At 56.8% G+C, this 13,398-nt stretch carries 12 protein-coding genes; 3 read left to right on the forward strand and 9 right to left on the reverse strand.

All coding sequences use genetic code 11. The features are described from left to right. Positions 1–62: 62 nt before the first annotated feature. Both AO242_RS15790 and AO242_RS15795 read right to left on the reverse strand, forming a co-directional pair. Entirely contained in the window at positions 63–749 is a 687-nt protein-coding gene (locus AO242_RS15790) for an SDR family oxidoreductase (RefSeq protein ID WP_099269471.1), read from the reverse strand. Between the two features lie 22 nt (positions 750–771). Next, positions 772–1,122: a MerR family transcriptional regulator gene (locus AO242_RS15795; RefSeq protein WP_027901277.1), complete on the reverse strand. Its 351-nt coding sequence runs from the start codon at positions 1,120–1,122 to the stop codon at positions 772–774. An 80-nt stretch (positions 1,123–1,202) separates the two neighbouring features. Here AO242_RS15795 and AO242_RS15800 point away from each other — a divergent pair, with 80 nt between their 5' ends. Next, positions 1,203–1,685 carry a hypothetical protein gene (locus AO242_RS15800; protein WP_257153451.1) on the forward strand — a complete coding sequence of 161 codons (483 nt, stop codon included), beginning with the start codon at positions 1,203–1,205 and terminating at the stop codon, positions 1,683–1,685. Positions 1,686–1,731: 46 nt separating this feature from the next. Here AO242_RS15800 and AO242_RS15805 read toward each other — a convergent pair whose 3' ends face one another. From AO242_RS15805 to AO242_RS15835, 7 genes are all read right to left on the reverse strand, one after another. Then, the gene (locus AO242_RS15805) at positions 1,732–2,658 is read right to left on the reverse strand and encodes an ABC transporter permease (protein WP_099269472.1); all 927 of its coding nucleotides are present in this window, start codon (positions 2,656–2,658) and stop codon (positions 1,732–1,734) included. Next, on the reverse strand, positions 2,658–3,761 hold the full coding sequence (locus AO242_RS15810; protein WP_099269473.1) for an ABC transporter permease: 1,104 nt from the start codon (positions 3,759–3,761) through the stop codon (positions 2,658–2,660). The genes AO242_RS15805 and AO242_RS15810 overlap by 1 nt, the downstream gene beginning before the upstream one ends. A gap of 11 nt (positions 3,762–3,772) precedes the next feature. After that, positions 3,773–5,341, reverse strand: coding sequence for an ABC transporter ATP-binding protein (locus AO242_RS15815; protein WP_099269474.1), 1,569 nt, complete (start codon positions 5,339–5,341; stop codon positions 3,773–3,775). Between the two features lie 694 nt (positions 5,342–6,035). Further along, complete coding sequence (locus tag AO242_RS15820) at positions 6,036–6,626, reverse strand: IMPACT family protein (protein ID WP_027901272.1); 591 nt, start codon at positions 6,624–6,626, stop codon at positions 6,036–6,038. Positions 6,627–6,659: 33 nt separating this feature from the next. Continuing rightward, a complete protein-coding gene (locus AO242_RS15825) occupies positions 6,660–7,322 on the reverse strand; it encodes a TetR/AcrR family transcriptional regulator (protein ID WP_027901271.1) in 663 nt (220 codons plus the stop codon). 75 nt (positions 7,323–7,397) lie between these two features. Beyond that, complete coding sequence (locus AO242_RS15830; protein WP_099269475.1) at positions 7,398–8,789, reverse strand: uracil-xanthine permease family protein; 1,392 nt, start codon at positions 8,787–8,789, stop codon at positions 7,398–7,400. A 268-nt stretch (positions 8,790–9,057) separates the two neighbouring features. After that, positions 9,058–9,978: a LysR family transcriptional regulator gene (locus tag AO242_RS15835; protein ID WP_099269476.1), complete on the reverse strand. Its 921-nt coding sequence runs from the start codon at positions 9,976–9,978 to the stop codon at positions 9,058–9,060. 127 nt (positions 9,979–10,105) lie between these two features. Here AO242_RS15835 and AO242_RS15840 point away from each other — a divergent pair, with 127 nt between their 5' ends. Continuing rightward, positions 10,106–11,452 carry an aspartate aminotransferase family protein gene (locus AO242_RS15840; protein WP_027901268.1) on the forward strand — a complete coding sequence of 449 codons (1,347 nt, stop codon included), beginning with the start codon at positions 10,106–10,108 and terminating at the stop codon, positions 11,450–11,452. Positions 11,453–11,512: 60 nt separating this feature from the next. After that, a complete protein-coding gene (locus AO242_RS15845; protein WP_099269477.1) occupies positions 11,513–13,006 on the forward strand; it encodes a CoA-acylating methylmalonate-semialdehyde dehydrogenase in 1,494 nt (497 codons plus the stop codon). Positions 13,007–13,398: the final 392 nt, after the last annotated feature.

Raw genomic sequence — 13,398 nt, forward strand, 5'->3', positions numbered from 1 at the left:
TCCTACCGGTTAGTGTGGTGCCAGGCGGTCGCTCCTACGTGAGAGCATTCCGATTCGCCACTTCACCAGGGAATAGTTTCGCCCTTGTAGTCCACAAAATGATGTCCGCCTTTACCCGCATAGGCCACGAGCTGTTCCACCAGCCCGCTAGTACTGGTTTTAACGTCGATAGCCGCACCTTCGCCGCCCATATCGGTTTTCACCCAGCCCGGGTGTAAAGACAAAACGGTTGGGCGAGGCGCTGGCAACTGCAGGACGAAAGTGTTGGTCAGGGAGTTGAGGGCTGCTTTGCTCGCCTTGTACAGCGAAGCATCTGCCCCGTCCGGACAGGTAACGCTGCCAAATCGGGAACTCATGAAAGCCAATACACCTGTAGTGGGCCGGATCTGCTGAACGAGGCGTTCAGCCAGCCGGATAGGTGCTATAGCGTTAGTGAGGAACAATTGAGTCAGTTCCGCCGTGGTGACCTGCTCGGCACTTTGTGGCCTCGGCCCCATGATCCCGGCATTGATGACCAGCGCATCGAAGACTTGCCCCTCCAGTTTGTTTTTCAGAGCATCCAGAGATGCGACGTCATCCAGATCAAGAGTCTCAATACGGACGCCGGATATTGCTTTGAGATCAGTTGCTTTTTGTGGATCGCGAACGGTGGCAGTGACGTTCCAGTTTTGTTCAGTCAGCCGTTTGACCAGTCCCAGGCCGATGCCACGAGAGGCGCCGACGATCAGTGCAGTTTTTTGAGTGGACAAGAGTTTTCTCCTTGAAAAGTTATCAGGGGCTCAGCGGGCAGCTCTGGCCCAGACGATTCTGTAACTCGATGCGCAGTTCGCCGAGTTCAGCGATGCGTGTCTCGATCAGCACGAGTTTGTCCCGAAGTAATTGAGCAATGGCCAGGTCTGGCGCTGGGGCCTTCCAGAGTTCGGCAACGCTGTGGCCGATTTCGTTCAGGCTGAAACCCAGGCGCTGCGCGGTTTTGATGAACTGCACCAGTTGCACCATCTCCGCAGGATAGTGCCGATAGCCGTTATCGCTGCGTTGCGCTGCAATCAAACCACGCTGCTCATAGAACCGCAGAGTGTCGCGGCTGACCGCGGTGGCTTGAGCCAATTCACCAATGCGCATTTTTCCGTTCCTTGGGGTTGACCCTGGAGCGTACTCCAGCCTTTAGCCTGTTGGAATGTTAAATCCTCTGGAGTGTTTATATGTGGCAACCGCAACACTATCGCCAACTTGTCCGTGCCAGTGGCTGGTACGACCTGATCGTCACGGCCGCTTTTGTAACGCCTTGGAGTTTTGTCGCCTTGCACGGGCTGCTATCCAGTGTGAGCCAAGCCTGGAATGTTCCCGGCACGCTGCCACCGTTCGAGCCCATGCATATGTTGATGGCCAACTTGCTGGGTTCGATTGTTTGCGTGTGGTCAGTGCTTCGGATTCGCGATCCGCAGATGATTTTCGGACGTTACGACGCGGCAGGTCGACTGCTCTTCGCGACGTGGCAGGCCTATGCCCTGATGCAGGGGGCAACGTGGCTGCTGACGGGATTCCTGGTCATGGAATTGATGTGGGCGGTTTTGCAGTTATTACCAGTCCGCTCAACGTACGACGACGTAGGACCGGCTTTAGCCGGGAGGCGGCCAGTACATCCACCATATTGTCATGGCCTGGAGCAAAGCCCTCCCGGCTGAAGCCGGTCCTACGGGATGCATGCTTGCCGAGTCATTTCCAGGATTCTCAATGCCCCGCCTGCCAGGGCTGTCCTAGCGAAACCGGGGCATAAAGACGTGTACGCAGGGCATTGCGCGACAGCAGCACCAACACGACGATGGTCGCCACGTAAGGCAGCATTGCCAACAGGTTGGACGGGATCGCCAGGCCGATACCCTGCGCCACCAGATGGAGGATGCTGGCGAGGCCGAACAGGTACGCACCCAACAACAGGCGCCACACTCTCCAACTGGCGAACACCACCAGCGCCAGGGCGATCCAGCCACGACCGGCACTCATGTTTTCGGCCCACATCGGCGTGTACGCCAGAGACAGGTAAGCCCCGGCCAGTCCGGCCATGGCACCACCGAACAGCACTGCTAGAGTTCGCACGCGCAGCACCGGCAAGCCCATGGCGCTGGCTGCGTCCGGGTTCTCGCCAACGGCCTGAATGATCAATCCGACGCGGCTTTTCAGCAGCGTCCAGGCCACGAGGGCAAACAGCGCGAAGGACAGGTACACCAAAATGTCCTGGGCAAACAGCATGCGGCCGATCAACGGGATGTCGCTCAAGTAGGGGATCAGAATTGGCTCGAAACCTTGCAGCGGTTTACCCACCCAGGCTGCGCCGACGAAGCTCGACAAACCAACGCCAAAGATAGTCAACGCCAAACCTGTTGCGACCTGATTGGCATTGAAGACCAGCGCCACCACCGCGAATAATCCCGACAGCAGCATGCCCGCCATCATCGCCAGCAGCACACCGAGCCACAGGTTGCCGGTGCTCAAGGCGATGATGAAACCGATCACCGCACCGAACAGCATCATGCCTTCTTGCCCAAGATTGAGAACGCCGCTTTTTTCGCAGATCAATTCGCCCAGTGCGACCAGCAGCAGCGGAGTCCCGCAACGCACCATGGCGAAGAAAATATTGCTCAGCAGATCGATATCCATCACACAGCTCCCGTGGCAGCGGGTGCCATCTGACGTTTGGCCCAGCGCGCATTCAGGCGTGGGCGATAGAGAATCAGCACATCACAGGCCAGCAGGAAAAACAGCATCATGCCTTGAAACAGCTGTGTGATGGCTTGCGGCAGGTTAAGAGCCATTTGCGCGTTTTCGCCGCCCAGATAGAGCAACGCCATCAGCAAGCTGGCGAACAGAATCCCGATTGGATTCAGGCGGCCGAGAAAGGCCACGGTGATCGCTGCGTAGCCGTAACCCGGCGACACTTGCGGTACTAGCTGACCAATGGGCCCGGCGACTTCGCTTACCCCGGCCAATCCTGCGAGGCCGCCGCTTATCAGCAAGGCCAGCCAGACCAGACGTTTTTCGCGAAACCCGACGAAACCTGCAGCGCGTTTATCCAGCCCCAGCACTTTGATCTGGAAACCGACAAAGCTGCGTTGCAGCAAAACCCAGACTGCGACCAAAGCCAGCAAGGCGAAGTACACACCGGCATGCACGCGGCCGTCCTCGGTCAGCAGTGGCAAGCGGCTAGCGTCACCAAACATCGCTGACTCAGGGAAATTCATCCCGGCAGGGTCTTTCAACGGTCCATGCACGAAGAACAGCAGCAGGTTCAGCGCGATGTAGTTGAGCATGATGCTGGTCAGGATTTCATTGGCATTGAAATGGGTGCGCAGCCAGGCGGTCAAGCCCGCCCATGCCGCGCCACCGAGTGTGCCAACCAGCAGAACCAGCACCAGTGCCCAGCGGCTTTCCATGTCGATGATATTGACTGCCAGTGCGCTGCCAGCCAGCGCGCCCATCAACAATTGGCCTTCGGCACCGATGTTCCAGATACGCGCCTGGTAAGCCACTGCCAAACCCAGCGCGCAGAGCAGAATGGGCAGCGCCTTGACCATCAATTCGGATACGCCATACCAGTCGCTGACCGGTGCAATCAGCAACTTATGCAGAGTGAGCAAAGGGTCCAGACCCAGGGCGATAAACAGTAATGAGCCGCAGATCAGGGTCAATACAGCGGCCAGCAGCGGCGAAAACCACAGCATGGCCCGCGATTGTTGCCCGCGCGGTTCCAGAGAAAGCAGCATCGGAAACTCCGTTAATTAAGCGCGGCGGCTTGGAATTGAGGTTGAGTGCCAGGCGGTGCATCGAATTCACCGGCCATCCAGCCGCCGACCTGCACGGGCGAGGTCTGCCCGGTCGGTACAAGAGGGGAGAGCCTGCCACTGCTCAGCGCGGCAAGGCGGTCGCTGATCTGGAAGAGTTCGTCGAGATCTTCGGAAATCACCAGAATCGCTGCGCCCGCATCGCGCAAGGCAATCAACGCGCGATGAATCGCTGCGGCGGCCCCCACATCGACGCCCCACGTTGGATGCGCGGCGACCAGCAGTTTCGGGTTCTGCAAGATCTCGCGGCCCAGAATGAATTTCTGCAAGTTACCGCCGGACAGGCTTCGAGCGGGCGCTTGAGCGTCCGGAGTTTTCACTGCGAAGCGTTTGATGATTTCATCGGCCAGGCTTCGGACCTTGCCGCGTTGGACCAGGCCCTTGCTGACCAGTCCTTGCTGAAATGCCGTCAGCAGCGCGTTATCGCTTAGGCTCAAGTCCGGCACCGCGCCGTGCCCGAGTCGTTCCGCTGGAACAAACGCCAGGCCGTTTTTACGCCGTGCATCGGGACGTAGATGACCAACGTTCAAGTCTGCAAAGCGAATACTGGATGACAGCGAGTTGCTTAATGTTTGTTCGCCGCTGAGCAGGGCCAGCAGCTCGTCCTGACCATTACCTGCGACGCCCGCAATGCCGACGATTTCGCCGCTGCGCACTTCAAGATCGAGATTGACCAGAGAGCAACCGAACGGATCGGGGTTATGCCAGGAGAGTTTTTCCACCTGCAGGAACGGTTTATGCCCCGCGACTTTTGGATGCTGCGCGGTCAGGCCTTCAGCATCGCCGACCATCAACCGCGCCAGCTCCAGATCCGAACATTGTGCCGGAATACAGTGCCCGGACACTTTGCCGCCGCGCAATACCGTCGCGCTATGACACAAGGCGCGGACTTCACCCAGCTTGTGACTGATAAATAGAATGCTGCAGCCTTCAGCGGCCAGGCGGCGCAGGGTGACGAATAGTTCGTCGGCTTCCTGCGGCGTCAGCACTGAAGTCGGCTCATCGAGAATCAACAGGCGGATGTCCTGCATCAGGCAACGAATGATCTCGACTTTCTGCCGCTCGCCGATCGACAGGCTGTGGACAAGTCGTTGCGGCTCGACCGCCATGCCATAGCGTTGGGAGACTTCACGGATTTTGGGTTCCAATTGCTTTGGCGTACCGGCCGCGCCGCCCATCGCCAGCGCGATGTTCTGAGCTACGGTCAGGGTTTCGAATAATGAGAAATGCTGAAACACCATGCCAATGCCCAGGCTGCGGGCCTGGGCTGGGTTACGCATTTTCAGAGCCTGTCCCTGCCAGACGATTTCGCCTGAATCGGGCTGCGTCACGCCGTAGATGATCTTCATCAAGGTGCTTTTGCCTGCGCCGTTTTCGCCGAGCAGGGCGTGGATTTCTCCGGGGGCGATATTCAGGTAAATGGCATCGTTGGCCAGGCAGCCGGGATAGCGCTTGCTGATGGCACGCAGCTGCAGGCGTGCAGATGTCACAGGGTTTGGCATGACAGGCTCAAGGTAAGAGGATCGCCTGTGGATAAAGCAATTTCCTGGCCAGGCAGTCAGGTTTTTGCGGGTAAATGCTGATTTGCTTGTAACGACGATGTCGCAAGAGCGATAGGGTGGCTCCTGTGGTGCAACTGATCGCCAGCATCGGCACCAGATCAGGGCGTTTCGGACATTTAATGATTCAATTTCGACCAGCCTGTCTGAGTAAAAAACATACAGTCGCTGTCGAGTCAGGCAACTCCGGCGTCACCGCAACCCTTGCACCTGTTATCCACAGGTTCCTCCACAGTAAATGTGAGCAAGCTCAAAAGTGCGATATAAGCGGGCAGTCGCTAGTAGCGTCTGACGATAAGAGATCGTAACGCGCTGTTTTAACGATGCTTTTAGCGGTATGTGACAGTTTTGTATAAAAACTAATCAATTGGCTGGAAGCTAAGCGTGGCAAGGCTTGCGGAGGCATGTACTCAGCTTGTCCACAGCCGGATGCACAGTAAATGTGTGCAGTCCGAGTTCGCGCTTCCACAGATCTGCGCAATCCCGTAGGACCGGCTTTAGCCGGGAGGATGTCGGTACCTGCGCTGCACTTACGTCAACAGAAATGCCGCTCTCCCGGCTAAAGCCGGTCCTACGGGATTGCGGGCAAACAGAAATCTCCCGAATGAGCCTGCATGTGGCGCACGACAACGTGAAATCATTCCCCGTCTTTGCTCAAAACAATCCGCCCCCGGCTCAAATCCGCCAACTGCCGCTGCAGCACTTCGACCTGCTCTGGGCCAACCGCAATCGCAAGGTCCACTCCATTAGCCGTGAAGTCTTCGTTCTGCACCAATCCGTTCAATTCGGCGACCCGCAATTTGACCAGCGCCAGTTCGCTGAAGCTGCACGACAGGCTCAATGGCACCCGAGTAACCAACGCTAGACGCTCAGCCTGTTGCAGGCATTTATTGGCACCGCCGCCGTAGGCCCGGGCGAGGCCGCCGGTACCCAGTTGAATGCCGCCGTACCAGCGAATCACCAGCACCACGACCTGATCAAATTCCTGGGCTTCGATGGCGGCCAGAATCGGTCGTCCTGCTGTACCGCCAGGTTCGCCATCGTCATTGCTGCGGTATTGATCGGCCAGTTTCCAGGCCCAGCAATTGTGCGTCGCGTTGAGGTCGCTGTTCTGTTCGATAAACGCTTGTGCGTCGGCGGCGCTGGAAATGGGCGCGGCGAGAGTGATAAAGCGGCTCTTGCGAATCTCTTCGCGAAATTCACAAGGGCCAACCAGAGTAAAGGGCATGCGTGGGTTCCAGCTGTAAACAGATGTCGCCAGTTAAGCGCCTGGAGGCGTCAGGCCGCAACCCTTGAGGATGATGCGAATGAGATTATCGCCCGCAACTTCCATGTCTTGCTTGGTCAATCGAGTGCGTCCGGTCACTTGGCAAATTTGCGTAGCGAAGTCGGCGTAATGCTGCGTGCTGCCCCACAGCAGGAAAATCAGGTGCACCGGATCCACCGGGTCCATTTTGCCCGCATCGATCCACGCTTGAAAAACAGAGGCCCGGCCTTGAAACCAGGCTTGGTAATCCTGGCTGAAATACTGGTTGAGGCATTCGCCGCCGCTGATGATCTCCATGGCGAAAATCCGCGATGCCTGAGGCTGACGACGCGAGAACTCCATTTTGGCTCGAATGTATCGGCTCAATGCCAGAGCCGGATCGTCCTCGACGGTCAGGTTGTTGAAGGTGCTGTCCCATAACTCGAGGATGTTGCTGAGTACCGCGACGTACAGCCCGAGTTTGTTAGTGAAGTAGTAATGAAGGTTGGCCTTGGGCAGCCCGGCGTTCAGCGCGATGGTATTCATGCTGGTGCCTTTGAAGCCGTGGCGAGCGAACTCGTCTTCGGCGGCTTTGATAATGGCCTCTTCATTCTTCTGACGAATGCGACTGGCGGGCTTGGTGCCGTGACTACTGTGCGCAGGGACTTCAAGGATCATGGGGCCGTTCCGGACAGATCATGGGGATACAACACTGAATACCTGACCCAATCAGGTGTTCAGCATTATCAGTAGTTAGTGTGTCGATGGCTCAGCTTCGGTTGCAGATTCTGTACCCGCAACGCTTGTCTTGTCCTCCGGCAATAACAGGCACATCACAATGGCGGTGATGCCGCCGCTGGTGATTGCCGAGTCGAACAGGTTTTGTACCAGTTTAGGCAGGTGATGCAGCAATGCCGGTTGGGAAGCGATGCCCAAACCAACGCCAAAAGACGTTGCAATGATCAGCATGCTGCGCCGATCCAGCGGTGCCTGAGCCAGAATGCGTACGCCCGCAGCAGCAACGCTGCCGAACATGACCAGAGTCGCTCCACCCAGTACGGGTTTTGGGATTTGTTGCAGCAAAGCGCCAATGGTCGGGAACAGGCCGAGCATGAAGAGGACTGCGCCGATGTACAGACCGACATAACGACTGGCCACGCCGGTGAGCTGAATCACACCGTTGTTTTGCGCGAAAGTCGTATTGGGGAAGGCACTGAAGGTTGCAGCGATCATGCAACTGAATCCGTCGCCCAATACGCCACCTTTAAGCCGGGCAATGTACGTGGGGCCGCTTATGGGCTTTTTAGCGAGCATGCAGTTGGCGGTCAGGTCGCCGACTGTTTCGATGGTGCTGATCAGATAAATCAGCGCGACGGGCAGGAAAGCTGTCCAGTCGAAGGCGAAACCGAACCTGAACGGGACCGGTACGCTGATCAGGGGCAGGTCGCCAACGGAATGAGGGACCAGCTTTCCGCTGAACCACGCTGCCAGACTGCCTGCAGCGAGGCCGATGATGATCGCCGACAGGCGTATCCAGGGAGTATTTGACCGGTTGAGCAGAATGATAACGACCAGCACAAAACCGCCCAACGCCAGGTTCAGCGGTTCGCCAAAGTCTGGAGCGTTGAATCCACCGCCCAGGTCCGTCACCCCGACTTTGATCAGGCTGACGCCTATCAGGGTGATCACGATGCCGGTCACGAGCGGCGTAATGACTCTGCGCAGTTGGCCAATGAAGCGACTCAACACAATCTGCACCATCGCACCGAAAAAACAGACCCCGAAAATCATCGCCAGAATGTCTTCAGGACTCCCGCCGCGTTGTTTGACCAGAAAGCCCGCAGACAAGACTGCGCCGAGAAAAGCGAAGCTGGTGCCTTGCAGGCAGATCATCCCTGCGCCAATTCCGAATGGCCGACGTGCCTGGATGAAAGTGCCTACGCCTGAAACCATCAATGCCATGCTGATCAGGTAAGGCATGTAGGCGCCCAGCCCAAGTGCAGAACCGATGATTAACGGCGGTGTGATGATGCCGACGAAACTGGCGAGCACGTGTTGCAGCGCAGCAAGTATGGCCGGTAGTGGCTTGGGCCGATCATCGAGGCCGTAGATCAGATCGCTGCTGGGTGAGGCGTCGGGCTGCATGTCGTGCTCTCGCGGGTCGTTTAATACAACCACTGTGCAAAAAGCTGTCCAAGTGCTCAGGTTTTTTTGAGGGCTAGTGTTTGGCGGATATCTGTAGGATCCGCCCCGACGTGCCTGACACATCGCTGTCGTGCAGCAAACTCATGATCTGTAGGAGTGAGCTTGCTCGCGATTCGGTCTATTGGTCGACGAATTCATCCGCTGAATTGACGCTATCGCGAGCAAGCTCACTCCTACGGGGCGGTAGGTTGCAACTGGGCGCCATGTCTCACCGTGTAGCAGCCAGTGTCTGCAGAAAACTTTCCAGCACCAAATGAGGGCGGCGTCCTTTGCGGGTTACCGACACCAGGCTTAGATCATAGAAGCGCGATGCCGGTTTCAGTGCCCGCAGGCGACCCTGTTGCACCCAGAAACTCGCATAGTGATCCGGCAAATAGCCGATGTAACGCCCGGTCAGGATCAAAAACGCCATGCCTTCCCGGTCAGACGCGCTGGCGGTGCAATTGAGCGCCTGATAATGAGCCTGAATCTCTGCGGGTAATCGGAAAGTCGGCGCGATGGCGTCCTGTTCTGCAAGACGCCCGTCATCCAGCGCAGCATCCTCCATATAGAAAAGCGGGTGGCCCACCGCGCAGTAGAGCAGCGAGCGCTCGCTGTACAGCGGCTGATATTCAAGGCCCGACAATGCACTGGCTTGAGGAACGACACCCACGTGCAACCGACCGTCGAGTACGCCTTGTTCCACTTCATTGGGCGCAATCATGCGGATGTTGATGTGCACATCAGGTCCACGCTCTTTCAACTGAGCCAGTGCGTGAGTGATGCGCATGTGGGGGAGGGTGACCAGATTGTCAGTCAGGCCAATGTTCAACTCACCACGCAGATGCTGGTGGAGGCCGTTGACCTCAGTGCGGAAGCTTTCCAGTGCGCTCAGCAGTTGTAACGCCGACTGGTAAACCTCCCGGCCTTCTTCGGTAAGCGAAAATCCGGCACGTCCACGTTGGCAAAGGCGTAAGCCCAGGCGTTGCTCCAGATCACTCATTTGCTGGCTGATGGCCGAGCGTCCTATGCCGAGTGCGCTTTCGGCGGCAGAGAATCCTCCCGACTCAACTACGCTTCGAAAGATGCGCAGCAATCGGATATCAAAATCGCTGACTTGTGCCAGTGGATCGGGGCGACGGCTGCTCATAGTTTAGTCATCGGCTAACTGAAGATCGTAAAAGTTGAGTTTTTCCGACTTTATCCCCGTGGCACCGTAGCTGCATCAAGTATTTGCAGTCACTCAACCGCCCAGCGCTCCAGCGAGGTCCGTTTCGATGAACAGTTTCGAGTCGTCCGAGATGTCTATTGCCAGCCAATTGAAGCTTGATGCTCATTGGATGCCTTACACCGCCAATCGCAATTTCCAGCGTGATCCGCGCTTGATCGTCGCGGCGCATGGCAGCTATCTGACAGACGACAAGGGACGCAAGATCTATGATGCGCTTTCTGGTCTGTGGACCTGTGGTGCGGGTCATACGCGCAAGGAGATTCAGGAAGCTGTCTCCAGGCAGTTGGGCATTCTGGACTACTCCCCGGGCTTCCAGTTTGGTCACCCGCTGTCCTTTCAGCTTGCTGAAAAAATCACCGAGCTGACGCCGGGCAATCTGAATCACGTGTTCTACACAAACTCAGGTTCCGAGTGCGCCGATACCGCCGTGAAAATGGTGCGTGCCTACTGGCGTTTGAAGGGGCAGGCAACCAAAACCAAAATGATCGGCCGTGCGCGTGGCTATCACGGTGTGAACATTGCGGGGACCAGTCTCGGTGGGGTGAACGGCAACCGTAAGATGTTTGGCCAGTTGATGGACGTGGATCATCTGCCGCACACCTTGCTGGCCAGCAACGCTTATTCGAAAGGCATGCCGGAGGCGGGCGGTATTGCTCTCGCGGATGAAATGCTGAAGTTGATCGAGTTGCACGATGCCTCAAACATCGCTGCAGTCATCGTCGAACCAATGGCCGGTTCGGCCGGTGTGATTGTGCCGCCTCAGGGCTACCTCAAGCGGCTGCGGGAAATCTGCGATCAGCACAACATCCTGCTGATCTTCGACGAAGTCATTACGGGCTTTGGTCGCACCGGCTCAATGTTTGGCGCAGACAGCTTTGGTGTGACGCCTGATCTGATGTGCATTGCGAAGCAAATCACCAACGGTGCGATTCCGATGGGGGCCGTGATCGCCAGCAGTGAGATCTATCAGACATTCATGAATCAACCGACGCCTGAGTACGCGGTGGAATTCCCGCATGGTTATACCTACTCCGCGCACCCGGTTGCATGTGCTGCCGGTCTCGCAGCACTTGATTTGCTGCAGCGGGAAAATCTTGTTCAACAGGTTGCTGAGGTGGCGCCGCATTTCGAAAGCGCACTGCATGGCATCAGAGGTACGAAGAACGTCGTCGACATTCGTAACTACGGCCTGGCTGGCGCTATCCAGATTGCGCCGCGAGATGGCGACGCGATCGTTCGCCCATTCGAGGCAGGCATGAAGCTCTGGAAGGCTGGCTTCTATGTGCGTTTTGGCGGCGACACCTTGCAGTTCGGACCTACTTTCAACAGCAAGCCGCAAGACCTGGATCGTTTGTTCGATGCGGTTGGCGAAGCGCTGAACCAGATCGACTGATAAACCCTTCTATATAGGTGACAGGCGCGGATTCGTTCGCGCCTGCTTTGGAGTCATTTCATGAGCACCATTCAACACTTGATCGACGGCCAACTGGTCAGCGACAACGGCCGTACTGCCGACGTGTTCAATCCGTCGACCGGTCAGGCTATCCATAAGGTATCGTTGGCCAGCCGCGAAACGGTGCAACAAGCCATCGACTCGGCAAAGGCAGCGTTTCCGGCCTGGCGCAACACGCCACCGGCCAAGCGTGCTCAGGTCATGTTTCGCTTCAAGCAACTGCTGGAGCAGAACGAAGGCCGTATCGCTCAGTTGATCAGCGAAGAGCACGGCAAAACGCTCGAAGACGCTGCGGGTGAACTCAAGCGTGGCATCGAGAACGTCGAATACGCCTGTGCTGCTCCCGAAATTCTCAAGGGTGAGTACAGCCGCAATGTAGGACCGAACATTGATGCCTGGTCCGACTTCCAGCCTTTGGGTGTCGTCGCGGGTATTACGCCGTTCAACTTCCCGGCGATGGTGCCTTTGTGGATGTACCCGCTGGCGATCGCTTGCGGTAACTGTTTCATCCTCAAACCGTCCGAGCGCGATCCAAGCTCCACGCTGCTGATCGCACAATTGCTGCACGAAGCCGGTCTTCCTAAAGGCGTACTCAATGTCGTCCATGGCGACAAGGCTGCGGTGGATGCTCTGATCGAAGCTCCGGAAGTCAAAGCGCTGAGTTTTGTGGGTTCAACGCCGATTGCCGAGTACATCTATAAAGAAGGCGCTGCGCGCGGTAAACGAGTGCAGGCCTTGGGTGGCGCGAAAAACCATGCGGTGCTGATGCCGGATGCTGACCTGGATAACGCGGTCAGTGCGTTAATGGGCGCTGCTTACGGTTCGTGCGGCGAGCGCTGCATGGCGATCTCGGTGGCCGTATGTGTGGGTGATCAGATTGCCGATGCGCTGGTCGCCAAACTGGTGCCGCAAATTGCCTCCCTGAAAATCGGTGCCGGTACAACGTGCGGGCTGGACATGGGGCCTTTGGTCACTGGTCAGCATCGCGACAAAGTCAGCGGCTATATAGAAGACGGCGTGCAAGCGGGCGCCAAACTGGTTGTTGATGGTCGCGGCTTGAGTGTTGCCGGTAATGAAGATGGCTTCTTCATGGGTGGCTGCCTGTTCGATCAGGTGACCCCAGAGATGCGTATCTATAAAGAAGAGATCTTTGGGCCGGTGCTGTGCATCGTGCGAGTTGCCAGTCTTGAGCAGGCCATGCAACTGATCAATGATCATGAGTACGGCAATGGCACCTGCATCTTCACTCGAGACGGAGAAGCTGCACGTTTGTTCTGTGATGAGATTGAAGTAGGCATGGTTGGGGTCAACGTTCCACTGCCGGTGCCGGTTGCCTACCACAGCTTCGGTGGCTGGAAGCGTTCACTGTTCGGTGACCTACATGCCTATGGGCCGGATGGGGTGCGTTTCTATACGCGCCGCAAGGCGATTACCCAGCGTTGGCCGCAACGTGCGAGCCACGAGGCGTCGCAGTTCGCCTTTCCTAGTCTCTAAGACGTCTTGGAAGAGGGGTGAGCCGTCAGGCTCACCCCTTTGTTTTATGGGGTTTCAGAAAGATATGACAATTTAGTGAAATTAAGGGTTGACGGCCTCTCTAATCTCTCTATAATTCGCACCTCTTCTGGCGCAGACAGAACGAAAAACTCCTTGATAATCAATGAGTTGGACGATTCGGTTGGCTCAGAAGAGGCTTCGATGAAGTTGATCGAAAGCGGTGAAAAAAGGCAGTTGACAGCAGGTTGTAACGCTGTAGAATTCGCCTCCCGCTAACGAGCAACGTGATGTTGATCGAAGCGCAAGTGGTTGAAGTTGATAAGGAAACTTTGAAAACTTCTTAAAATAACCGCTTGACAGATACAGAGGCTGCTGTAGAATGCGCGCCTCGG

This window comes from Pseudomonas sp. ICMP 561 (assembly GCF_002699985.1).
Taxonomy (GTDB): Bacteria; Pseudomonadota; Gammaproteobacteria; order Pseudomonadales; family Pseudomonadaceae; genus Aquipseudomonas; species Aquipseudomonas quasicaspiana.

Bases quoted from the DNA above. Each gene is read 5' to 3' on its own strand.
- AO242_RS15795 (WP_027901277.1), bottom strand. From the start codon at position 1,122: ATGCGCATTGGTGAATTGGCTCAAGCCACCGCGGTCAGCCGCGACACT.
- AO242_RS15800 (WP_257153451.1), top strand. From the start codon at position 1,203: ATGTGGCAACCGCAACACTATCGCCAACTTGTCCGTGCCAGTGGCTGG.
- AO242_RS15805 (WP_099269472.1), bottom strand. From the start codon at position 2,658: ATGGATATCGATCTGCTGAGCAATATTTTCTTCGCCATGGTGCGTTGC.
- AO242_RS15810 (WP_099269473.1), bottom strand. From the start codon at position 3,761: ATGCTGCTTTCTCTGGAACCGCGCGGGCAACAATCGCGGGCCATGCTG.
- AO242_RS15815 (WP_099269474.1), bottom strand. From the start codon at position 5,341: ATGCCAAACCCTGTGACATCTGCACGCCTGCAGCTGCGTGCCATCAGC.
- AO242_RS15820 (WP_027901272.1), bottom strand. From the start codon at position 6,626: ATGCCCTTTACTCTGGTTGGCCCTTGTGAATTTCGCGAAGAGATTCGC.
- AO242_RS15825 (WP_027901271.1), bottom strand. From the start codon at position 7,322: ATGATCCTTGAAGTCCCTGCGCACAGTAGTCACGGCACCAAGCCCGCC.
- AO242_RS15830 (WP_099269475.1), bottom strand. From the start codon at position 8,789: ATGCAGCCCGACGCCTCACCCAGCAGCGATCTGATCTACGGCCTCGAT.
- AO242_RS15835 (WP_099269476.1), bottom strand. From the start codon at position 9,978: ATGAGCAGCCGTCGCCCCGATCCACTGGCACAAGTCAGCGATTTTGAT.
- AO242_RS15840 (WP_027901268.1), top strand. From the start codon at position 10,106: ATGAACAGTTTCGAGTCGTCCGAGATGTCTATTGCCAGCCAATTGAAG.
- AO242_RS15845 (WP_099269477.1), top strand. From the start codon at position 11,513: ATGAGCACCATTCAACACTTGATCGACGGCCAACTGGTCAGCGACAAC.